General features: G+C 74.2%; 19 protein-coding genes. 12 read left to right on the top strand and 7 right to left on the bottom strand.

Going from position 1 to position 22,546, the window contains the following annotated elements:
• Nucleotides 1-150 precede the first annotated feature (150 nt).
• The gene (locus ACRYR8_RS09850; RefSeq protein WP_432484302.1) at nt 151-1,062 is read right to left on the bottom strand and encodes a sugar phosphate isomerase/epimerase family protein; all 912 of its coding nucleotides are present in this window, start codon (nt 1,060-1,062) and stop codon (nt 151-153) included.
• Between the two features lie 231 nt (nt 1,063-1,293).
• A complete protein-coding gene (locus tag ACRYR8_RS09845; RefSeq protein ID WP_432484296.1) occupies nt 1,294-2,001 on the bottom strand; it encodes a GntR family transcriptional regulator in 708 nt (235 codons plus the stop codon).
• Nucleotides 2,002-2,129: 128 nt separating this feature from the next.
• Here ACRYR8_RS09845 and ACRYR8_RS09840 point away from each other — a divergent pair, with 128 nt between their 5' ends.
• The 12 genes from ACRYR8_RS09840 to ACRYR8_RS09785 all read left to right on the top strand — a co-directional run bounded on the left by ACRYR8_RS09840 (nt 2,130) and on the right by ACRYR8_RS09785 (nt 15,187).
• Nucleotides 2,130-3,452, top strand: coding sequence for a M20/M25/M40 family metallo-hydrolase (locus ACRYR8_RS09840; protein ID WP_432484301.1), 1,323 nt, complete (start codon nt 2,130-2,132; stop codon nt 3,450-3,452).
• 100 nt (nt 3,453-3,552) lie between these two features.
• Nucleotides 3,553-4,362 carry an SDR family NAD(P)-dependent oxidoreductase gene (locus ACRYR8_RS09835; protein WP_432484295.1) on the top strand — a complete coding sequence of 270 codons (810 nt, stop codon included), beginning with the start codon at nt 3,553-3,555 and terminating at the stop codon, nt 4,360-4,362.
• Nucleotides 4,363-4,596: 234 nt separating this feature from the next.
• The gene (locus ACRYR8_RS09830) at nt 4,597-5,646 is read left to right on the top strand and encodes an FAD-dependent oxidoreductase (protein ID WP_432484294.1); all 1,050 of its coding nucleotides are present in this window, start codon (nt 4,597-4,599) and stop codon (nt 5,644-5,646) included.
• Nucleotides 5,647-5,720: 74 nt separating this feature from the next.
• Nucleotides 5,721-7,778, top strand: coding sequence for an excinuclease ABC subunit UvrC (gene uvrC, locus ACRYR8_RS09825; protein WP_432484293.1), 2,058 nt, complete (start codon nt 5,721-5,723; stop codon nt 7,776-7,778).
• Between the two features lie 102 nt (nt 7,779-7,880).
• Nucleotides 7,881-8,891: an RNase adapter RapZ gene (gene rapZ, locus ACRYR8_RS09820; protein ID WP_432484292.1), complete on the top strand. Its 1,011-nt coding sequence runs from the start codon at nt 7,881-7,883 to the stop codon at nt 8,889-8,891.
• Complete coding sequence (locus ACRYR8_RS09815; protein WP_432484300.1) at nt 8,780-9,937, top strand: gluconeogenesis factor YvcK family protein; 1,158 nt, start codon at nt 8,780-8,782, stop codon at nt 9,935-9,937. The genes rapZ and ACRYR8_RS09815 overlap by 112 nt, the downstream gene beginning before the upstream one ends.
• Before the next feature lie 137 nt (nt 9,938-10,074).
• On the top strand, nt 10,075-11,055 hold the full coding sequence (whiA, locus tag ACRYR8_RS09810) for a DNA-binding protein WhiA (RefSeq protein WP_432484299.1): 981 nt from the start codon (nt 10,075-10,077) through the stop codon (nt 11,053-11,055).
• A 186-nt stretch (nt 11,056-11,241) separates the two neighbouring features.
• A complete protein-coding gene (gene gap, locus ACRYR8_RS09805) occupies nt 11,242-12,246 on the top strand; it encodes a type I glyceraldehyde-3-phosphate dehydrogenase (protein ID WP_432484291.1) in 1,005 nt (334 codons plus the stop codon).
• Nucleotides 12,247-12,332: 86 nt separating this feature from the next.
• Nucleotides 12,333-13,559 carry a phosphoglycerate kinase gene (locus ACRYR8_RS09800; RefSeq protein ID WP_432484290.1) on the top strand — a complete coding sequence of 409 codons (1,227 nt, stop codon included), beginning with the start codon at nt 12,333-12,335 and terminating at the stop codon, nt 13,557-13,559.
• A gap of 66 nt (nt 13,560-13,625) precedes the next feature.
• Nucleotides 13,626-14,411, top strand: coding sequence for a triose-phosphate isomerase (tpiA, locus tag ACRYR8_RS09795; protein WP_432484289.1), 786 nt, complete (start codon nt 13,626-13,628; stop codon nt 14,409-14,411).
• Between the two features lie 110 nt (nt 14,412-14,521).
• Nucleotides 14,522-14,773, top strand: coding sequence for a preprotein translocase subunit SecG (gene secG, locus ACRYR8_RS09790; RefSeq protein ID WP_432484288.1), 252 nt, complete (start codon nt 14,522-14,524; stop codon nt 14,771-14,773).
• Between the two features lie 63 nt (nt 14,774-14,836).
• On the top strand, nt 14,837-15,187 hold the full coding sequence (locus ACRYR8_RS09785) for an RNA polymerase-binding protein RbpA (RefSeq protein ID WP_432484287.1): 351 nt from the start codon (nt 14,837-14,839) through the stop codon (nt 15,185-15,187).
• 75 nt (nt 15,188-15,262) lie between these two features.
• Here the strand turns inward: ACRYR8_RS09785 and pgl are convergent, their stop codons facing one another.
• The 5 genes from pgl to tkt form a co-directional block, all read right to left on the bottom strand.
• A complete protein-coding gene (pgl, locus tag ACRYR8_RS09780; protein WP_432484286.1) occupies nt 15,263-16,015 on the bottom strand; it encodes a 6-phosphogluconolactonase in 753 nt (250 codons plus the stop codon).
• A complete protein-coding gene (opcA, locus tag ACRYR8_RS09775) occupies nt 16,012-17,325 on the bottom strand; it encodes a glucose-6-phosphate dehydrogenase assembly protein OpcA (protein ID WP_432484285.1) in 1,314 nt (437 codons plus the stop codon). The genes pgl and opcA overlap by 4 nt, the downstream gene beginning before the upstream one ends.
• A gap of 61 nt (nt 17,326-17,386) precedes the next feature.
• Nucleotides 17,387-18,922 (bottom strand): glucose-6-phosphate dehydrogenase, encoded by a 1,536-nt coding sequence (gene zwf, locus ACRYR8_RS09770; RefSeq protein WP_432484284.1) that lies wholly within the window; start codon nt 18,920-18,922, stop codon nt 17,387-17,389.
• Entirely contained in the window at nt 18,919-20,040 is a 1,122-nt protein-coding gene (tal, locus tag ACRYR8_RS09765; protein WP_432484283.1) for a transaldolase, read from the bottom strand. The genes zwf and tal overlap by 4 nt, the downstream gene beginning before the upstream one ends.
• Before the next feature lie 129 nt (nt 20,041-20,169).
• Complete coding sequence (gene tkt / locus ACRYR8_RS09760) at nt 20,170-22,263, bottom strand: transketolase (RefSeq protein WP_432484282.1); 2,094 nt, start codon at nt 22,261-22,263, stop codon at nt 20,170-20,172.
• Between the last annotated feature and the right edge of the window lie 283 nt (nt 22,264-22,546).

Here is a 22,546-nt window from a genome sequence, read left to right as displayed (position 1 = left end):
CCCTCGGGCGTGGCGGTCGAGCGGATCACCCCGTGCGGCACCGGCTGCACGTACTGCGCGTACAGCTCGCAGAACCCCGCCATCGCGTCGTCCACGAACGAGGACGGGTCCCCGAAGATCTTCGTCATTCGAACGGTCTCCTTCGATCGCTCAGAGGGTGCGGAACGGGGCCCAGGGCGTCTGCTTGGGCAGCACGCGCCGGATGTACTCGCGGTTGGTGGCGCCGACGCTGATGCTGTCGCCGCCGTAGTGCTCCACGCAGAACGCGCCCCGGAAGCCGGATTCGATCGCGATGGCGATGGCCTTGCGGTAGTTGATGGTGCCGAACTCCAGCGGCGCGGGGTGCGTGCGCACCGAGCCGGTGCCGGGCTCCTCGTCGCGGTAGTAGTTCTTCAGGTGCCAGTAGTTGGTGTGCGGCAGCATCTTCGCCGCGATCTCCTCCCACGGCTCCACGGGACGGTGCAGGCGCCAGATGTTGCCGAAGTCGGGGTTCAGGCCGACGTTGTCGTAGCCGACCTCGTGGATGAACTGCACGGCAGAGTCGGCCGTGCCGAGGTAGGTGTCCTCGTACATCTCCAGCGCGATCTGCACGCCCACCTCCTGGGCGTGCTTCGCGAGCTCCTGGATCTTCTTGACCGCGGTGCGGCGCGCCTCGTCGGAGAAGTCGTCCGAGTAGCCCGGCTCCAGCCAGAACCACAGCGCCTTCGCCTGCGCCGGCGTGAAGCCGCGCATGAAGCCGAAGTTGACCAGCGGGATGCCGATGGCGGCGCAGGCGTCGATCGCGCGGTGCGAGTAGGCGAGGTTCTCGTCGGCCTTCTCGTGGTCCATGACGCTGCGGCGGGAGGTGGAGAACGCCGGGATGCTCAGGCCCGCGGCGCGCACGGTGCGGGCGAACTCCTGCAGCCGCTCCGGGGAGAGGTCCGCGATGCGGATCCAGGTGTCGGTGGGGTCGATGCTCGTGTACCCGGCGTCGACCATGACCTCGAGCGTCGCGGCCCAGCCCTCGGCCGGCTGGTCCTGCACCGTCGTGCCGTCGGGCAGCACGCCGGGGTGCGGCATCATCGGCACCGTGATGGGCCAGTTCTCGCGCGTCAGCACCTCGGGGTAGCCGTCGAAAACGGTCGTGCGCTGGGTGGGCTGTGCGGCGTCGTCGCTCACGTCTCGCTCCATCGGGACCCGGGGTCCCAGATTCTATAGAAAATCAGGACGGGGATCAGACTGCCTCACGCCGTCCGAGCTGTCAACGGCCGGCGGCGCGCCCGGGTGCCCGCAGTCGTGGCCCCCCGCCGGGGGTCAGTCCGTGGTCGCCCTGGCCAGCACCCCCTCCAGGTGCACGCGCATCGCCGCGGCCGCCGCTGCCGGGTCGCGCACTTCGAAGGCGCGCACGATCGCCTCGTGCTCGGCGACGCTCTCCGCGGAGTCCGGCACGTGCTGCTCCACCTGGTGCAGACGCTGCACGAACCCGCGGAAGGAGTCCAGGGTGCGCACGATGAACGGGTTGCCGGTGCCCTCGGCGACGAGCTCGTGGAAGGCCCAGTCGGCGGCCAGGTAGTCCTTGAACCCGCTGTAGCCGGGGCCCGTGGGGGCGTGCCGCTGCTTCTCGACCGCAGCGTGCAGCCGGGCGACGAACGCGTCGTCGGCGCGGTCGCAGGCGCGCTCGGCGTTGCCCGGCTCCACCAGCAGGCGCACGTCGACGAGCTGGGCCAGCTCGTGCGCCGACAGCAGCGGCGCCGCCCGGTACCCGCGCCGGGCGCTGCGCACCACCAGACCCGTGCCCTCCAGCCGCGCCAGCGCCTCGCGCACCGGCGTGGCCGAGACCCCCAGGCGGTCGGCGAGGGTCTGCGTGCGCAGCGCCGCGCCGGGTTCGACCCCGCGGCTCATCAGCAGTTCCAGGAGCGCGTCGTGGACGGCGTCGGTCACCCCGCGGTGCTCCTCGCCCGTCCACTCGTGCGCGCCGGCCGGGCGCGCCGGCGCGGCCACGCCGGGTGGTGGGGTTCCCATGGCACGCGGACGTTACCGTCCGCGCCCGGCCCGCTCCGCGCGCTGGGCGGGCGGCGTCTAGCGTGGCGCGCGTGAGCGCACAGGGGAACGCGACGGACGACGGCCGGGCGAGCGGGGAGGTCGCGGGGTTGTCCGCGCGGGCCCGGCAGGTGGCCCAGGACGAGGTCGTCGACCTGGCCCGCGACCTGATCCGCATCGACACCTCCAACCCCGGCGACGGCTCCGGCCCGGGCGAGCGGGCCGCCGCCGAGCACGTGGCCACCCTGCTGCACGAGGTGGGGTTGCAGCCCGAGTACGTCGAGGGTTTCCCCGGGCGCGGCAACGTCGTGCTCCGCATCCCCGGCGACGAGCGCGGCACCGCCGAGCGCGGCGCCCTGCTGCTGCACGGGCACCTGGACGTCGTGCCGGCCCGGGCAGCGGACTGGAGCGTCGACCCGTTCGCCGGCGAGATCGCCGACGACTGCCTGTGGGGCCGCGGCGCCGTGGACATGAAGGACATGGACGCGATGCTGCTGGCCGTCGTGCGCGACCTGGCGCGCACCGGGCAGCGCCCCCCGCGCGACCTCGTCGTGGCGTTCCTCGCCGACGAGGAGGCCGCCGGGGTGCAGGGCGCGGAGTGGCTCGTGCACCACCGGCCCGACCTCTTCGAGGGGGTCACCGAGGCCGTCAGCGAGGTCGGCGGCTTCTCCGTCGACCTCGACGGCCGGCGCGCCTACCTGCTGCAGACCGCCGAGAAGGGTCTGGCCTGGTTGCGGCTCGTGGCGCACGGCCGCGCCGGGCACGGCTCGCAGGTCGGCACCGACAACGCGGTCACCCGGTTGTGCGCGGCCGTGGCGCGCATCGGCGCGCACGAGTGGCCGATCGAGTACACCGCCACCGTGCGGCAGTTCCTGCGGGGCGTCTCGGAGATCACCGGTGTGGCCTTCGACGAGGACGACCCCTCCGCGCTGCTGGCGACGCTGGGCACCACCGCCCGCTGGGTGGGGGCCACGCTGCAGAACACCGCCAACCCGACGCTGCTGGAGGCCGGGTACAAGCACAACGTCATCCCCGGCACCGCCACGGCGCTGGTGGACTGCCGGTTCCTGCCCGGGCGCCAGGAGGAACTGCTGGCCACGATCCGGGAGCTGGCCGGCGAGCGCGTCGACGTGGAGACGGTCAACGAGAGCGTGGCCCTGGAGACGGACTTCGCCGTGCCGCTGGTGGACCGGATGCGCTCGGCGCTGGAGGCCGAGGACCCCGGCGCTGCCGTGCTGCCGTACTGCCTGTCCGGCGGCACCGACAACAAGTCGTTCTCGCACCTGGGCATCCGCGGGTACGGGTTCGCGCCGCTGCGGCTGCCCGCCGGCATGGACTTCGCCGGGATGTTCCACGGTGTCGACGAGCGGGTGCCGCTGGACGCCCTGCGGTTCGGCGTGCGCGTGCTGCAGCGGTTCGTCGCCACCTGCTGAGACCCCGGGCGCATGCACGGCGCTGCAGGGGGCAGGGGAGCGGTGGAGGGACACCGCTCCCTCGCCGAGAACCCCGCAGCCCGAGACCCCGGAGGCCACCGTGAGCAGTCCCGACCCCACCCGCCCGTTCGCCGTCGTCACCGGTGCCTCCACGGGCATCGGCCTGGAGCTGGCCAAGCGGTTTGCCGCCGGTGGCTACGACGTGCTCGCGGCCGCCGAGGACGAGCGCATCACGGCGGTGCCGGCGCAGCTGGCCGAGGTGGCCGACGACGCCCGGGTGGAGGCCGTGCGGGTCGACCTGTCCACCGCCGCCGGCGTCGAGCAGCTGTGGGCGGTCGCCACCGCCGGTGGGCGGTCGGTGGACGCGGTGGCGATCCACGCCGGGGTCGGGGTGGGCGGCGAGTTCGTCGAGACCGACCTCGAGGCCGAGCTGCACCTGATCGACCTCAACGTGGTCTCGTTCGTCCACCTGGCCAAGCTGGCCTCTCGGGCGATGGTGCAGCGGGGCGAGGGCCGGATCCTCTTCACCTCCTCGCTGGCCGCCCGCGTGCCCGCGCCCTACCAGGCCGTCTACGGCGCCTCGAAGGCCTTCGTGCAGTCCCTGGCGCAGTCGCTGCGCCAGGAGCTGGAGCGGAAGGGGGTCGTCGTGACCGCGTTCCTGCCCGGTCCCACCGACACGGAGTTCTTCGAGCGCGCCGGCATGGAGGACACGAAGATGGCGAACACCTCCGCCAAGGACGACCCCGCCACCGTCGCCGAGCAGGCGTTCAAGGCGCTGCAGAAGGGGCGAGACCACGTCGTGACGGGGTCGTTGGGCACCAAGCTGCAGGGCGCCACGGCCAACCTGCTGCCGAACGCGCCCCTGGCCAAGGGGCAGGGCAAGCTCGCCGAGCCCGGCTCGGCGGACTGAGCCGGGGTCCAGGACGCCGTCCCTGACGCCACTGTCAGTGTGCTCTTGATTACGGGGAGTACTGAAGACGCGCCGTTCCGGGTGAACGCACCGCCGTGCGCGCGACGCCCTGGCACACTGCCCACCTCGGCCCTCCCGCTGCGGGCGGGCCGGGACGTCGACGGAGAGCGCCGGGGGAACCGGTGCCGCGCGCAGGAGCGCGGCACCCGGCGGCGCGGGGGAGGAGTGGAACCTGTGAGTGCACCCACGCTCGTGCGCCAGGAGGCCGGCACGGGGGCGGGCCTGCCCGTCGTCGTGGCCGGCGCCGGCTCGCGCGGTCTGGCGGCCGCCGAGGCCCTGCTGGACGCCGGCCTCGAAGTTGTGCTCGTCGAGACCGCCGACGCCGTCGGCGGCCTGGCCCGGTCCGTGCAGCTGTGGGGCCTGCCGCACTCGCTGAGCTCACCCGGGCTCGCGGTGAACGCCGCCCCGCAGGTCGTGGCCCAGTGGCTGGACCTCAGCGGCGGGCACGTCGAACGCACCCGCGCCCGGCACGCCCTCGCCCCGCACGGGCACCGGCCCCGGGTGCCGCGCCGAGGACCCGAGGTGCTCAGCCCCGTCGCCGGCACCGGTGCGCTGTGGGCCGAGCTGGCCCGCCGGCTGCGCGCGCGCGGCGCCCTGGTGCTCACCGGCGCCACCGCCACCGGCCTGCACGTGCAGGACGGCCGGGTGGCAGCCGTGCGCGTCCAGGACGCCACCGGCGAGCACCTGCTCGCCTGCCGCGGTGTCGTCGACGCCCTGCCCACCCACCGGCGCCTGCTGCCGCCCGGTGTCGTCGCCGTGACCAGCAGCCGTGACGCGCACCTGGTGCACCTGCTCGTCGAAGCCCCCGACGGAGCCGTCGTGGGCCCCCGCGCCCACGACGTCACCGCCGCCGCCCCCGGGCCCCGCGTGCGCCGGCTGACCTCCGCCCGCGCGTGGCGACCGCGCACGCTGGCGTCCGCCCGCGGGGCCGTCCTGCGCGCCGAGCTGGCCGCCCCCGGCGACGAGCTGAGCGGGGCGGACGACGCCGCCCTGCGGCGTCTGGTCCTGGCCGAGCTGCCAGCCCTCGGCGTGCCCGCTCCGGTGCGCGTCCTGGACGACGCCGTGCTGCGACTGCCCGCCAGCCTGCCGCTCGCGGTCGAGGAGGCCGGCGGCGCGGCGCTCGCCGGGCTGGTCCGCGTCGAGGACGGCCCCGTCCCAGGCGCCGGGGACGGGCTGACCGCCGCGCGCGCCGCGGTGCAGCGGCTGGCGGTCCCCGTCCGCTGAGCGGCCCGGGGCACCGGGGGCCCGGGCCGCCGGCCCCGGGCCCCCGCGTCGGGGCCCCGGCTTAGCCTCTAGGCGTGCCCGACCCCGCCACCTACCGCCCCAAGCCCGGGGAGGTCCCCGACGAGCCCGGTGTGTACCGCTTCCGCGACCCCTCCGGGCGCGTGGTCTACGTCGGCAAGGCCAAGAGCCTGCGGCAGCGGTTGGCGAACTACTTCCAGGACCCCTCCGCACTGCACCCGCGGACCCTGGCGATGGTCACCACCGCCGCGAGCGTGGAGTGGACGGTGGTGTCCACCGAGGTCGAGGCGCTGCAGCTGGAGTACTCCTGGATCAAGGAGTTCGACCCGCGCTTCAACGTCAAGTACCGCGACGACAAGTCCTACCCCTACCTGGCCGTGACCATGGGCGAGGAGGTGCCGCGCGTGCAGGTCATGCGCGGCGCCAAGCGCAAGGGCACCCGCTACTTCGGCCCCTACACGCACGCGTGGGCCATCCGCGAGACCGTCGACCTGCTGCTGCGGGTCTTCCCCGTGCGCACCTGCTCCACCGGGGTCTTCAAGCGCGCCGCCGCCTCCGGCCGGCCCTGCCTGCTCGGCTACATCGACAAGTGCTCCGCGCCCTGCGTGGGCCGCATCTCCACCGAGGACCACCGGGCCCTGGCCGGCGACCTGTGCGACTTCGTCGCCGGCAACACCGCCCGCTTCGTGCGCCGCACCGAGCGCGAGATGCGCGCAGCCGCCGCCGAGCTGGACTTCGAGCGCGCGGCCCGCCTGCGCGACGACCTCGGCGCCCTGCAGAAGGCGCTGGAGAAGTCCGCCGTCGTGCTGCCCGACGCCACCGACGCCGACGTGTTCGCCGTCGCCGACGACGAGCTGGAGGCCGCCGTGCAGGTCTTCCACGTGCGCGGCGGGCGGGTGCGCGGCCAGCGCGGCTGGGTCGTGGAGAAGGTCGAGGACGTCGGCCCGCCCGAGCTCGTCGAGCAGCTGCTGCTGCAGGTGTACGGCGGCGAGAGCGGTGAGGCCGTGCCCCGCGAGGTCCTCGTGCCCCACCTGCCGGCCACCCGCGAGTCCGACGTGGAGGACTGGCTCGGTGAGCTGCGCGGCTCCCGGGTGGACCTGCGCGTGCCGCAGCGCGGCGACAAGCGGGCCCTGATGGACACGGTGCAGCGCAACGCCACCCAGGCGCTGGCCCTGCACAAGACCCGCCGCGCCGGTGACCTCACCACCCGCAGCCAGGCGCTGCAGGAGCTGCAGGAGGCCCTGGGGCTGGAGGAGGCGCCGCTGCGCATCGAGTGCTTCGACGTCTCGCACACCCAGGAGACGAACGTCGTGGCCTCCATGGTCGTCTTCGAGGACGGCCTGCCCAAGAAGGCCGACTACCGCCGCTTCGCGGTGCGCGGCGACGAGGGTGGCGTGGACGACACCCGCGCCATGCGCGAGGTGCTCACCCGCCGCTTCAGGCGAGCGCGCTCCGAGGGGGACGCGGGTGCGTCCCGCCCCGCCGAGGACGCCGAGGACGCCGAGGTGCCGAAGGAGGGTGCGGGGGTCGTCGTCGAGCTCGTGGACGGGGCCCGGCCGGTGGACGGCGCACCGGACGCGCAGGCGCCCGCCGGCCCCGACCCCGACACCGGCCGGCCGCGCCGCTTCGCCTACACCCCCAACCTCGTCGTCGTCGACGGCGGCCGCCCCCAGGTGGACGCCGCCGCCCGCGCCCTCGCCGACGCCGGTGTCGTCGACGTCGCCCTGTGCGGGCTGGCCAAGCGGCTGGAGGAGGTGTGGCTGCCGGGGGAGGAGCACCCCCTGGTGCTTCCGCGCAGCAGCCAAGGGCTGTTCCTGCTGCAGCGCGTGCGCGACGAGGCCCACCGCTTCGCCATCGCCTACCACCGCTCCAGGCGCAGCCGGGCCATGACCTCCAGCGCCCTGGACGGCGTGCCCGGCCTTGGGCAGACGCGTCGAGCCGCACTGCTGAAGCACTTCGGTTCCGTCAAGCGCCTGCGCGCGGCCAGCGTGGAGGAGGTCGCGGCCGTGCCCGGGGTGGGCCCGCGCACGGCAGCGGCCGTGGTCGAGGCCCTCGCCGGGGCGCCGACCGCCGAGCCGGCGGTGAACACCGCGACCGGGGAGCTGCTCGACTGATGCCTCCAGCTCCCGACCTCGCGACGTGAAGCGGACGCGCCGTGACTTCTCGACAGCGGAGCGTGCTGGTCTCGTCGCGCGCGACACGCCCGGGGTGACAGGATGACGCCCGTGGAACCCCCGGCCGACGACCGCACGCACGCTCCCGCGGGCGCTCCGCCCTCCGGCCCGGACCCCGTTGCCCCGCAACAGCAGCAGCAACCGGGCCCGGCCGCGCAGCCTGGGGCGGAGGGCCCCGCCCCGGCGCGAGCCCGCCGCCCGGAGCTGCTCATCATCACCGGCATGTCCGGGGCGGGCCGCTCCACCACGGGCAAGGCGCTGGAGGACCTCGGCTGGTACGTCGTGGACAACCTGCCGCCCCAGATGCTCGAACCGCTGGCCGAGCTGGCCGCCCGCGCCGGCCTGACGGTGCCGCGCATCGCCGTGGTCGTCGACGTGCGCGGCGGCAGCTTCTTCGCCGAGCTCACCGGCACCCTCGCCGCTCTGGACACCCGCCACGTCTCCCCGCGCGTGCTGTTCCTCGACGCCACCGACGAGGTCCTGGTGCGCCGCTTCGAGTCGGTGCGCCGGCCCCACCCCCTGCAGGGCGACGACCGCATCGTCGACGGCATCGCCCGCGAGCGCGCCCTCACCGGCGACCTGCGCTCGCGCGCCGACGTCGTCGTGGACTCCTCCTCCTTCAACGTCCACCAGCTCGGGGCGCTCGTGTCCTCCCTGTTCGAGGCCGAGGGCACCGACGACCTGCGCGTCACCGTCATGAGCTTCGGCTTCAAGTACGGCACCCCCGCCGACGCCGAGCACATCGCCGACGTGCGCTTCCTGCCCAACCCGCACTGGGAGCCGGAGCTGCGCCCCCTGACCGGCCAGGACGCACCCGTCTCGGCCTACGTGCTCGCCGCCGAGGGGGCCGCGCCCTTCCTGGAGCGCTACGCCGGGGCCCTGGAGCCGGTGCTGACCGGCTACCGCCGCGAGAACAAGCGCTACGCGACCATCGCGTTCGGCTGCACCGGCGGCAAGCACCGCTCGGTCGCGATGGCCGAGGAGCTCGGCGCACGGCTGCGCCGCGACGGCGTGGGGGTGCGCGTCCTGCACCGCGACCTGGGGCGCGAGTGAGCCTGCCCACCGGCCCCCTGCCCGTCACCGGCGCGGTGCCCCTGCGCACCGCCCCCTCCGACGCCCCGGCCGTCGTGGCGCTCGGCGGCGGCCACGGCCTGTCCGCGTCCCTGTCCGCCCTGCGCCACCTCACCGACCGGCTGACCGCCGTGGTCACCGTCGCCGACGACGGCGGCTCCTCCGGCCGGCTGCGCCGCGAGCTGGGCGTCCTGCCCCCCGGCGACCTGCGGATGGCCCTGTCGGCGCTGTGCGACGACTCCGAGTGGGGCCGCACCTGGCGCGACGTGCTCCAGCACCGCTTCGACAGCACCGGAGGGCTGCACCAGCACGCCACCGGCAACCTGCTCATCGCCACCCTCTGGGAGCTGCTGGGCGACGAGGTGAGCGGCCTGGACTGGGTCGCCCGCCTCCTGGGCGCCCGCGGGCGGGTGCTGCCGATGGCCGCGGTGCCCCTGGACATCGAGGCCGACGTGGTGGGGCTGGTGCCCGGCGACGCGACGGCCGTCACCGCCGTGCGCGGCCAGGTCGCGGTGGCCTCCACCACCGGCCGCGTCAGCGCCGTGCGGCTGGTGCCCCCGGACCCGCCGGTGCCGCCCGAGGTGGTGCACGCCGTGCGCACCGCGGACTGGGTGGTCCTGGGGCCGGGCTCCTGGTTCACCAGCGTCCTGCCGCACCTCATGGTCCCCGCCCTCTCGCAGGCGCTCTGCGCCACCGGCGCGCGGGTGTGCGTCACCCTCAACCTCGCCGTGCAGCCGGGGGAGACCGACGGCTTCAGCGCCGAGGCGCACCTGGAGGTGCTGGCCGCCCACGCGCCGGGCCTGCGGGTGGACGCCGTGGTCGCCGACCCCGTCGCCGTGGCCGACCCCGCCGCGCTGGCGGCCGCCGCGGCCCGGCTGGGCGCCGAGCTCGTCCTGCGCCCGGTGTCCATCGGCGACGGCACCGCCCGCCACGACGCGCTGCGGCTGGCGGCCGCCTACCGGGACGTGTTCGCCGGCCCCGCGGTGCCCGGCGGGGCCGCGGGGGTGGCACCGTGGGGGCGGCCGTGAGCGCGGCGGCCGGCCGGCCCGCGGGAGCGCGGGAACCGGTGCACGCCGGCCCGCAGCGGGGCCGGTGGGCGCACGAGCAGGCAGCAGGTGGCGCGGTGCGCGCCGCCGGGGGACGCGAGGTCCGAGGAGGACTGGGCATGGCGATGACGGCGGCGGTCAAGGACGAGCTGAGCCGGCTGCCGGTGACGACGACCGCGGCCCGCAAGGCCGAGGTGTCGGTGATGCTGCGCTTCGCCGGCGGGTTGCACATCGTCTCCGGGCGCATCGTCATCGAGGCGGAGCTCGACTCCGCCTCGATCGCGCGCCGGTTGCGGCGCGACATCGCCGACGTCTTCGGCCACCCCAGCGACCTGCTCGTGGTGCAGGCCTCCGGGCTGCGCCGCGCCACCCGCTACGTGCTGCGCGTGGCGCGCGAGGGCGAGTCCCTGGCCCGCCAGACGGGCCTGCTGGACACCCGCGGGCGCCCGGTGCGGGGGCTGCCCTCGCACATCGTCTCCTCCTCCACCCAGATCGCCGAGGCCGCCTGGCGCGGGGCGTTCCTGGCCCGCGGCTCGCTCACCGAGCCGGGCCGGTCCGCGGCGCTGGAGGTCACCTGCCCGGGCCCGGAGGCGGCGCTGGCGCTGGTCGGCGCCGCGCGCCGGCTGGAGCTGGCCGCCAAGGCCCGCGAGGTGCGGGGCGTGGACCGGGTCGTGCTGCGCGACGGGGACGCCATCAGCGCGCTGCTGACGCGCCTGGGCGCGCACGACGCGATGATGACCTGGGAGGAGCGGCGGATGCGGCGCGAGGTGCGCGCCACCGCCAACCGCCTGGCGAACTTCGACGACGCCAACCTGCGCCGCTCGGCGCGCGCGGCCGTCGCGGCCGGCGCCCGCGTGGAGCGGGCCCTGGAGCTGCTGGGCGACGACGTGCCCGACCACCTGCTTCAGGCCGGCCGTCTGCGCCTGGAGCACAAGCAGGCCAGCCTGGAGGAGCTGGGCCAGCTCGCCGACCCCCCCATGACCAAGGACGCCATCGCCGGGCGCATCCGCCGGCTGCTGGGGATGGCCGACAAGAAGGCCGGGGAGCTGGGCGTCCCGGGCACCGACTCCGGCCTCACCCCGGACATGCTGGACGCCTGAGGGCGGAGCGCCGGGGCCCCTCTGCGAGGGGGTTCGCGCACCACGGGGGCAGCCCCGGCTGCACCCGGACGTGACGCAGGCCATAGGGTCGTGCCGTCGCCGCGGCGCTGCGGCGGGCGCAGCACATGACGAGTACCGCAGAGCTGACGCGGCCGGGGCCTCCCGGTGCGTCGAGGAGGAGAGCGCATGACCACCAAGGTCGGCATCAACGGCTTCGGCCGCATCGGCCGCAACTTCTTCCGCGCCGTACTGGCCTCCGGCGCGGACATCGAGGTCGTCGCGGTCAACGACCTCACGGACGCCAAGGCGCTGGCCCACCTGCTCAAGCACGACTCGGTCCTGGGCAAGCTGTCCGAGGACGTGCGCGTGGACGGCGACTCCATCGTGGTCGGCACCCGCACCGTGAAGGTCCTGGCCGAGCGCGACCCGGCCAAGCTGCCCTGGGGCGACCTGGGCGTGGACGTCGTCATCGAGTCCACCGGCTTCTTCACCGACGGCGAGAAGGCCAAGGCGCACGTCGCCGGGGGCGCCAAGAAGGTCGTCATCTCCGCACCCGCCAAGAACGACGACGTCACCGTCGTCATGGGTGTCAACGACGGCGACTACGACCCCTCCAAGCACACGATCATCTCCAACGCCTCGTGCACCACGAACTGCCTGGCGCCGCTGGCGAAGGTCCTCAACGACGCCTTCGGCATCGAGCGCGGCCTGATGACGACGGTGCACGCCTACACCGCCGACCAGAACCTGCAGGACGGCCCGCACAAGGACCTGCGCCGCGCCCGCGCCGCCGCCCTGAACATCGTGCCCACCAGCACCGGTGCGGCCAAGGCCATCGGCCTGGTGCTCCCCGAGCTCAAGGGCAAGCTGGACGGCTACGCGCTGCGCGTGCCGGTCCCGACCGGCTCGGCCACCGACCTCACGGTGACGCTGAGCCGCGAGGTCAGCGTCGAGGAGGTCGACGCGGCCTACAAGGCGGCCGCCGAGGGTCCGCTGAAGGGGTACCTGGTGTACTCCGACGAGGAGCTGGTCTCCAGCGACATCGTCACCGACCCCGCGTCCTGCATCTACGACTCGGGCCTGACCAAGGTCATGGGCGACCAGGTGAAGGTCGTCGGCTGGTACGACAACGAGTGGGGCTACTCCAACCGCCTCGTCGACCTGGCCGTCCTGGTCGGCAGCTCCCTCTGAGCACCCGCACCGGCCCGGGGCAGCGCGCCCCGGGCCGGTGACTGCTGCCCGCCCGCACCCGCTCGACGCACCCCACCGGAGGAACCGTGAAGACCATCGACGACCTCGAGCGCGAGCTCGGCGGCCTGCGCGGCCGGCGGGTGCTCGTGCGCAGCGACCTCAACGTGCCGCTGGACCACACCGGCGAGGCCCCCCGCATCACCGACGACGGCCGCGTGCGCGCCTCCGTGCCCACGCTGCGCCGGCTCCTGGACGCCGGCGCCCGCGTCGTCGTCACCGCCCACCTGGGCCGCCCGAAGGGCGCTCCGGAGGCGAAGTACTCCCTGGCCCCCGTGCACGCGCGCCTCGCCCAGCTCCTGGACGGCGTGGACGTGTCCTTCTGCCCCGTCACCGTGGGCGAGCAGGCCACCGCCGCCGTCGAGGCCCTGGGCGACGGCTCCCTCGTGCTGCTGGAGAACGTCCGGTTCAACGCCGCCGAGACCAGCAAGGACGGGGCCGAGCGCGGCGCCTTCGCCGACTCCCTCGCCGCCCTGGCCGACGCCTACGTCTCCGACGGCTTCGGCGCCGTGCACCGCCGGCACGCCAGCGTCTACGACGTCGCCACCCGCCTGCCGCACGCCGCCGGCGGACTGGTCGCCACCGAGGTGGAGGTGCTGCGCCGGCTCACCTCCTCGCCCGAGCGCCCCTACGCGGTCGTGCTCGGCGGCTCGAAGGTCTCCGACAAGCTCGGCGTCATCGACAACCTGCTCGGCTCCCTGCTCACCTCGGGCGACCGGGTCCTCGTCGGTGGCGGCATGGTGTTCACCTTCCTCAAGGCGGCGGGCCACGAGGTCGGCAAGTCCCTCCTGGAGGCCGACCAGCTCGAGACCGTCGCCGGCTACATGCGCACCGCCGCCGACAAGGGCGTCGAGCTCGTCCTGCCCACCGACGTCGTGGCGGCCACCGCCTTCGCCGCCGACGCCGAGCACGACGTCGTGGCCGCCGACGCCATCCCCGCCGACCGCCTCGGCCTGGACATCGGGCCGAACTCCGCGGAGACCTTCGCGGCGAAGCTCGCCGACGCGCGGACGGTCTTCTGGAACGGGCCGATGGGCGTGTTCGAGATGGAGCCGTACGCCGGCGGCACGCGCGCCGTGGCGCAGGCCCTGGCGGACTCGTCGGCGTTCAGCGTCGTCGGTGGCGGTGACTCGGCAGCGGCGGTGCGCACCCTCGGGTTCGCGGACTCGCAGTTCGGCCACATCTCCACCGGTGGAGGGGCGAGTCTCGAGTACCTCGAGGGCAAGCAGCTGCCCGGCCTCGACGTGCTCGCCTGAGACGTGCTCGCCTGACGAGCCGGCCCGACGCCGACCGACCCGCCCCCCACCAGGAGGAGACCGCACGTGGCCCGCACCCCGCTCATCGCCGGGAACTGGAAGATGGTCCTGGACCACCAGCAGGGCACCCTGCTGGTGCAGAAGCTGGACTGGACCCTCAAGGACGCCCGGCACGACCACTCCGCGGTCGAGGTCGCGGTGCTGCCCTCCCACACGAGCCTGCGCACCGTGCAGACGCTCATCGAGGGCGACAAGCTCCAGATCCGCCTCGGTGCTCAGGACCTCTCGGCCCACGAGTCCGGCGCCTACACCGGTGAGGTCTCCGGCGCCCAGCTGGCCAAGCTCGGCGTCACCTACGTCGCCGTCGGCCACTCCGAGCGCCGGCAGTACCACCGCGAGGACGACGCCCTCGTGCGCGCCAAGACCGCGAAGGCGCTCGAGCACGGGCTGGTCCCGATCGTGTGCGTCGGTGAGCCGCTGGAGGTGCGCAAGGCCGGCGAGCACGTGGCGTTCACGGTCGGGCAGGTCACCGCCGCCCTGGAGGGCCTGACGCCGCAGCAGGTCGGCGGGCTGGTGCTGGCCTACGAGCCGGTGTGGGCCATCGGCACCGGCGAGGTCGCCACCCCCGAGGACGCCCAGGAGGTCTGCGAGGCGGTGCGCGCCGCGGTCGCCGGGCAGTTCGACGCCGACACCGCCCAGGCCGTGCGCATCCTCTACGGCGGCAGCGTCAAGCCCGCCAACATCGCCTCGATCATGAAGCAGCCCGACGTCGACGGCGCCCTCGTCGGTGGGGCCAGCACCGACGCCGGTGACTTCGCCAGCATCGTCCGCTACCGCGACCACCCGGCCTGAGGACACCGCGGCCGCGCGGTTCCACCGGGCGGCCGTGCCGATGGCCTACCCTGGTCCAGCCCCGACCCGGTCGGCCCGATGTGCGGGCCGGCCCGAGATGAAGGATCCGCGTGACCGTCCTCCGCACCGTGCTCCAGGTCCTGCTGGCGCTGTCCAGCCTCTTCCTGACGCTGCTGATCCTCATGCACAAGGGAAAGGGCGGGGGGCTGTCGGACATGTTCGGCGGCGGCGTCACCACCAGCCTGTCGGGGTCCAGCATGGCCGAGCGCAACCTCAACCGCTTCACGGTCGGGGTGGCCCTGCTGTGGTTCGTGTCCATCGTGCTGCTCGGCCTGGTGCAGCGCTTCACCGACGACTTCTGAGCCACCAGCACCCAGCACAACCAGCACCGCACCGCGAGCAGCGGACGAGGGGAGACGTTCAACGTGGCAGGTGGCAACGCCATCCGGGGTAGCAGGGTCGGCGCCGGCCCCATGGGGGAGGCGGAACGCGGGGACACCGCTCCCCGCGTGCGCATCTCCTACTGGTGCGCCAACGGGCACGAGACCCGGCCCAGCTTCTCCGAGGAGTCGGGTGTGGAGCCGCCGGAGACGTGGGACTGCCCGCGCTGCGGCTTCCCCGCCGGCACGGACCGGGCGAACCCCCCGGCGCCGCCCCGCAACGAGCCCTACAAGACGCACCTGGCGTACGTGAAGGAACGACGGAGCGACGCCGACGGCGAGGCGATCCTCAACGAGGCCCTGGAAGGTCTGCGAGCTCGCGGCCTCATCCGCTGAACCTCCGCGCCGTTCCGCACGAAGGCCCCGACCGTTCCCGGTCGGGGCCTTCGTGCGTTCCCGGTCGCGGCCGGGTCAGCCGGGCAGTTCCGATGCAGCGGCCGCGTCCACCAGCCACAGCGTCGACTCGGTGCCGCGCACACCGGCGGCGGGAGTGCTGCTGACGTCCTCACCGGCGACGCCGCGGGCGACGGCACCGGCCTTCTCCGCCCCGGAGGCGACCACCCACACCTGCCGGGCGCGGGCCAGCGCCCCGAAGGTGAACGACAACCGCACCGGTGGCGGCTTCGGGGACTCGCGCACCGCGATGACGCTGGACTCGTCGCGCCCCAGACCCGGGTGGTGCGGGAACAGGGACGCCACGTGCCCGTCCGGGCCCATCCCGAGCAGCAGCACGTCGAAGGCCGGGACCTCCGCACCACCGGCGGCCGCCGCCAGTTCCGCCGCGTAACGGGCGGCGGCGGCGTCCGGGTCGTCGCCGTCCGGCCCGTCCGAAGCGGGCGGCTCGTGCACCGTCGCGGGATCCAGGTCCAGCGCGTCCAGCAGGGCCCGGCGCGCCTGGGTGGCGTTGCGGTCCGCGTGCCCGGCCGGCAGGAACCGCTCGTCGCTCCACCACAGGTGCACGCGGTGCCAGTCCACCGCGTCACGGGCGGAGGAGGCGGCGACCGCTTCGAGCGTCTTGCCGCCGATCGTCCCGCCGGTCAGCGACACGTGTGCGACGCCCCGGCGTGCCTGCGCGTCGGCGACGGCGGCGATCAGCCGGCCCGCCGTCGCGTGCGCCAGCACCTCGGGTTCGGGGTGGACGACGATGAGGGGCTGCGTGCTCACGAGGAGGAACCGCCCGTCGTGCGCCTGGCGGTACGACCGGCCGCGGCCCGCTTCGCGGGTGCGGCCTTCGTCGCGGCCTTCGCCGTCGTCGTCCTCGCCGTCCTGGTCCCGCTCGCCGCGGACTTCTTCGCGGCCGCACCCCGGCCGGCAGCCGCCGGCCGCGCCGAGGCGACCGCCCCGGTCGACGCGGTCCCGCGGTCGGGGGCGTTCTCGGAGTGCTCGTCGTTCGGGACCGCGGTGCCGCCGACGCGCTCGGCGGGTTCCCCGGGCTTGGCCCGCTTCATCGCCCGGGACACGCGTGCGGACTCCACCTCCGCGGCGGCCTGCTCGCGGGCCGTCTCCGCGGGCGGCCGCAGCCGGCCCTGCGCCTGCGCGGTGCGCACCGTCACCACCTTGGTGCCGACCTTCGGCAGCCCCTCGCGCAGCACGTCGCCGTAGACCTCGTCGGGGTCCAGGCGGCGCAGCTCCTCGGACAGGCAGTCCTTGACCAGGCGACGGGCGAGGGCCATGCGGCGGTCCGGCTGGCCCGGCTGGGTGAGCGTCGCCACGTTCTGGTCGGGACGCACCAGCTCGACCGGACCCGAGGAGCGCTCCAGGCGCACGCTCTGCACGCCGGTGCCCTTCTTCGTGCGGGCGCGCAGCACCGGGGCCTTGAGCTTCACGGCCAGCCAGGCCGCCAGCAGCTCGGTGCTCGGGCTGTCCGGCGCACCCGCCACCGTGATGGACGTGACGCGCTCGAAGGGCGGCTGGTCCAGCGCCGCGGCCAGCAGCGCCCGCCAGTTGGTCAGACGGGTCCACGCCAGGTCGGTGTCCCCGGCGCGGTAGGTGGCGCGTCGCTGCTCCAGCGCCTTGCGCGGGTCGCGCGCCTCGGCGGAGTCGGTGATGCGGCGCTGCGCGATCCGTCCGATGGGGTCGTTCGCCACGTCCTCCGGCGCCGCGCCCGGCCACCACGCCACGATCGGCGCGTCCGGCAGCAGCAGCGAGACCACGGTGGTCTGGCCGTGCTCCACGAGGGGGCCGTAGGCGCGCAGCACCACGACTTCGCTGGCCCCGGCGTCCCCGCCGACGCGGATCTGCGCGTCCAGGCGGGCGGCGCCGCGCTTGTTGCCGCGCGCCAGCACGAGAACCCTGCAGGGGTGCTCGCGGCTGGCCTCGTTGGCCGCCTCGATGGCGTCCTCGGCGTGCGCGTCGTCGGTGACGACGACGAGCGTGAGCACCCGGCCGAGGGCGACCGCGCCGCCGGAGTCGCGCAGGTCGACCAGCGCCTTGTTGATGGCGCTGGTGGACGTGCTGGGCAGGTCGATGATCACTTCGTCCGCTCCCCGTCGAGGTGCTGTCCGGTCGTGGCGCCCGTGTCGCGGGCGGAGCCCCTCACGGCCGCCGCCAGGCGCGACCCGTGCGCTCCAGCATCGCCGTGGCCGAGGCCGGCCCCCAGGTGCCGGACGCGTACGGTTCCGGCTTGCCGTTGCGTGCCCAGAACTCGATGATCGGGTCGAGGATCTTCCACGACAGCTCCACCTCCTCGTGCCGCGGGAACAGCGGCGGGTCGCCGAGCAGCACGTCGAGGATGAGCCGCTCGTACGCCTCGGGGCTGGACTCGGTGAAGGCGTGGCCGTAGCCGAAGTCCATCGTGACGTCGCGGACCTCCATCGCGGTGCCCGGCACCTTCGAGCCGAACCGCAGGGTCACGCCCTCGTCGGGCTGCACCCGGATCACCAGGGCGTTCTGCCCCAGCTCCTCGGTGGCCGTGTGCTCGAAGGGCAGGTGCGGCGCCCGCTTGAAGACCACGGCGATCTCCGTGACCCGGCGGCCCAGGCGCTTGCCGGCGCGCAGGTAGAACGGCACGCCCGCCCAGCGGCGGGTGTCGATCTCCAGCTCGATGGCGGCGAACGTCTCGGTCGTGGAGTCGGCGGGGATGCCCTCCTCGTCCAGGTAGCCCTTGACGTGCTCGGAACCCTGCCAGCCGGCGGAGTACTGCCCGCGGGCGGTGGAGCGGGCGAGGTCCTTGGGGAGGCGGACGGCCGAGAGGACCTTCGCCTTCTCCGCGCGCAGGTCGGCGGCGTCGAAGGAGACCGGCTCCTCCATGGCCGTCAGCGCCAGCAGCTGCAGCAGGTGGTTCTGGATCACGTCGCGCGCCGCGCCGATGCCGTCGTAGTAGCCGGCCCGGCCGCCGATGCCGATGTCCTCGGCCATCGTGATCTGCACGTGGTCGACGTGGTTCGCGTTCCACAGCGGCTCGAACATCTGGTTGGCGAACCGCAGGGCCAGGAGGTTCTGGACCGTCTCCTTGCCCAGGTAGTGGTCGATGCGGAACACCGAGTCGGCGGGGAAGACGTCCTCGACGACGGCGTTCAGCTCACGCGCGGACTTCAGGTCGTGCCCGAACGGCTTCTCGATGACCACGCGACGCCACTGGTCGCCGTGCTGGGCGCTCAGGCCGCTGCGCGCCAGCTGCTTGGCGACGACCGGGAAGAACCTCGGCGGGATCGACATGTAGAACGCGTGGTTGCCGCCCGTGCCGCGCACGCGGTCCAGGTCGGCGACCGTCGCCGCCAGCTGGTCGAAGGCCTCGTCGTCGTCGAACTCGCCGGGGACGAAGCGGAAGCCCTCGGCCAGCTGGGCCCACACCGACTCGCGGAAGGGCGTGCGGGCGTGCTGGCGGACCGAGTCGTACACGATCTTGCCGAAGTCCTGGTCGATCCAGTCCCGGCGCGCGAAACCGGTGAGGGCGAACCCCGGCGGGAGCAGTCCCCGGTTGGCGAGGTCGTAGATCGCCGGCATCAGCTTCTTGCGGGCCAGGTCACCGGTGACGCCGAACATCACCATCCCGCACGGCCCCGCGATCCGCTGCAGGCGGCGGTCGCGGGGGTCGCGCAGCGGGTTCGAGCCCGCCGGGGTGGGGCTCACTTGCCCTCGACCTGGGTCTTCACGCGCTCGAGCTCGTCGGTGACCGTCTGCAGCAGCTCGGTCCAGCTCTTCTCGAACTTCTCGACGCCCTCGCGCTCGAGCAGGTCGACCACCTCGGTGTAGGACACGCCCAGGCGCTCCAGGTCGTCCAGGACGGCCTGCGACTCGCCGTAGGAGCCGCGGATCGTGTCGCCGGTGACCTCGGCGTGGTCGATCGTGGCGTCCAGCGTCTTGCCCGGCATGGTGTTGACGGTGTTCGGCGCCACCAGTTCGGTCACGTACAGGGTGTCCGGCAGGTTCGGGTCCTTCACGCCGGTGGAGGCCCACAGCGGCCGCTGCGCCTTGGCGCCGGCCTCCTTCAGCACCTGCCAGCGCGGGGTGGCGAAGACCTCCTCGTAGGCCTGGTACGCCAGGCGGGCGTTGGCCAGACCGGCCTTGGAGCGCAGCGCCTTCGCCTCGTCGGTGCCGATGGCGTCCAGGCGCTTGTCCACCTCGCTGTCCACGCGGGAGACGAAGAAGGAGGCGACCGACTCGATCTTCGAGACGTCCAGGCCCTTCTGCTGCGCCTGCTCCAGGCCCGTGAGGAACGCCTGCATGACGGCGCGGTAGCGGTCCAGGGAGAAGATCAACGTGACGTTGACGCTGATGCCCTCGCTGATGGCGGTGGTGATCGCCGACAGGCCCTCGACCGTCGCCGGGATCTTGATGTAGAGGTTGGGCCGGTCCACGGCCGCCCACAGCGCGCGGGCGGACTCCTCCGTGGCCGCGGCGTCGTGGGCCAGGCGCGGGTCCACCTCGAGGGACACGCGCCCGTCGAGGCCGTCGGTGCGGTCGTACACCGGGCGCAAGATGTCGCAGGCGCGGCGCACGTCCTCGGTGGTGATCTGGAAGACCGCCTCCTCGGTGTCCGCGCCGGACGCCACGAGCTCCTTGACCTGCTCGGTGTAGGCGTCGCCCTTGGCCAGCGCCGTGGCGAAGATCGTCGGGTTGGACGTCACGCCCAGCACACCCGCATCGACGAGCCGCTGAAGCTCGCCGGAACCGGTCAGCTCGCGCGACAGGTCGTCCAGCCACACCGACACGCCGTGCTGGCGCAGGGTCTCGAGGTTGTTGCTCACGGGATCTCTCCGTTCCGTTCGTCCGCCGCGGGCGCCGGGACGGCGCCCTCGCTGCTGGCGCCCTCGCGCGGTGGCGGGGACGCCGGTGCCCCGGGGGGGCCGCCCGGGGGCGGCCCCTCGGGGCGGGTGTCACTCCAGGCCGGCCAGGCTCTCCTTGGCGGCCGTCACCACGGCCTCGTCCGTCAGGCCGAACTCCCGGTACAGGTCCTGGTAGTCCGCGGAGGCGCCGAAGTGCTCGATGCCCACCACGCGGCCGGCGTCGCCGACCAGGTCGTGCCAGCCCATCGAGACGGCCGCCTCGACCGAGACGCGGGCCTTCACCTGCGGCAGCAGGACGGTGTCGCGGTAGGACTGCGGCTGCGCGTCGAACCACTCGCGGCACGGCATCGAGACCACGCGGGTCGGGACGCCTGCCTCCTCGAGCTTCTCGCGGGCCGCCACGGCGATCTGCACCTCCGAGCCGGTGCCGATGAGGATCACCTGCGGCGTGGCCGTGGAGGCCTCCACCAGCACGTAGGCGCCCTTGGCGACGCCCTCGGCGGCGCCCCAGCCGTCCTGCGAGCGGTCGAACGTCGGCAGGTTCTGCCGCGACAGGGCCAGGCCGGCCGGGCGGTCCGTGTTCTCCAGGATCGTCCGCCACGCCCACGCGGTCTCGTTGGCGTCCGCGGGGCGGACGACGTCCAGACCCGGGATGGCGCGCAGCGAGGCGAGGTGCTCGATCGGCTGGTGCGTGGGGCCGTCCTCGCCCAGGCCGATGGAGTCGTGCGTCCACACGTACGTCACCGGCAGCTTCATGATCGCCGCCAGGCGGACCGCCGGGCGCATGTAGTCGCTGAAGACGAGGAAGGTCCCGCCGTAGGGGCGGGTGCCGCCGTGCAGCGCGATGCCGTTGAGGATCGAGCCCATCGCGTGCTCGCGGATGCCGAAGTGCAGGGTGCGCCCGTACGGGTTGCCGTCCCACGTCTTGGTCGTGCGGCTCGGCGGCAGGAAGGACGGCTCGCCCTTCATGCTCGTCAGGTTCGACTCGGCCAGGTCGGCCGAGCCGCCCCAGAGCTCGGGCAGCGTGGAGGCGAGGGCGTTGAGCACCTCGCCGGACGCCTTGCGGGAGGCGATCGCCTTGCCGGGCTCGAACACGGGCAGGGCCTGCTCCCAGCCGTCGGGCAGGGTGCGGGTGCTCACGCGGTCGAACAGCTCGGCGCGCTCGCCGGCGCCCTCTCGCCACGCGTCCATCTGGACCTGCCACTGCTCGCGCAGGGCCTTGCCGCGCTCGCGGGCGGCGCGGGTGTGCGCGATGACGTCCTCGGGCACCTCGAAGGTCTGCTCGGGGTCGAAGCCGAGGACCTCCTTGGTGGCGCGGACCTCGTCCTCGCCCAGCGCGGAGCCGTGCGACTTGCCGGTGTTCTGCAGGTTCGGCGCCGGGTAGGCGATCGTCGTCCGCAGGACGATCATGGACGGCTTGGTGGTCTCCGCCTTCGCGGCCTGCAGGGCGTCCCACAGCCCCTGGACGTCCTCGGTGTAGGGGCCCTCGCCGCCGTTGGTCCAGTCCAGGGTCTGGACGTGCCAGCCGTACGCCTCGTAGCGCTTGCCGGTGTCCTCGGCGAGCGCGATGGCGGTGTCGTCCTCGATCGAGATGTGGTTCGCGTCGTAGATCGCGATGAGGTTGCCCAGCTCCTGCACGCCGGCGATGGCCGAGGCCTCGGAGGACACGCCCTCCTGGATGTCGCCGTCGGAGGCCAGCACGTACACGAAGTGGTCGAACGGGCTGGTGCCCGGGGCCGCCTCGGGGTCGAACAGACCGCGCTCGCGGCGAGCCGCCATCGCCATGCCGACGGCGGAGGAGATGCCCTGGCCCAGCGGGCCGGTCGTCATCTCCACGCCCGCGGTGTGGCCGTGCTCGGGGTGGCCCGGGGTCTTGGAGCCCCACTTGCGCAGGGCCTTCAGGTCGTCCAGCTCCAAGCCGTACCCGGCCAGGTACAGCTGGATGTACAGCGTCAGGCTCGAGTGCCCGCAGGACAGGACGAAGCGGTCGCGCCCCGTCCAGTCGGGCGCCGCGGGGTCGTGCTGCATCAGCTTCTGGAACAGCGTGTAGGCGACGGGGGCCAGGCTCATGGCCGTGCCGGGGTGCCCGTTGCCCGCGCGCTGCACGGCGTCCATCGCCAGGACGCGGACGGTGTCGACCGCCTTGCGATCGAGGTCGCTCCACTCGAGGCTCTGCTGGCTCACGTGTCTCCTCCCGTGCGAACCAGCTGACCGTCCAGCGCCGCCGGGGCGGTGGGGGAACCGGCCGTGGTCCGCTCTCTGTCTGCGTCGTTCGTCCCCGGCGCCGTCACCGGTCCCGGTGCGGCACGGCGCCGCTGCCCGGGGGCTGCGACGGGACCCGGTCCGCCCGCGGTCGTCGTCAGTGGTGCCGGCCGGAGGCCTCCGCGCGGAGCGGTGGCCGGTGGACCGGCGGATCACTGCAGACCGAGCCTACTCGCAGCCCGGCGTGGCGCAGCTCACGGCCGGT

Source organism: Kineococcus esterisolvens (genome assembly GCF_050871405.1).
Classification (GTDB): Bacteria; Actinomycetota; Actinomycetes; order Actinomycetales; family Kineococcaceae; genus Kineococcus.
Note: the sequence above shows the minus strand (reverse complement) of the source record. Positions and strands in the feature narration are given on the sequence as shown.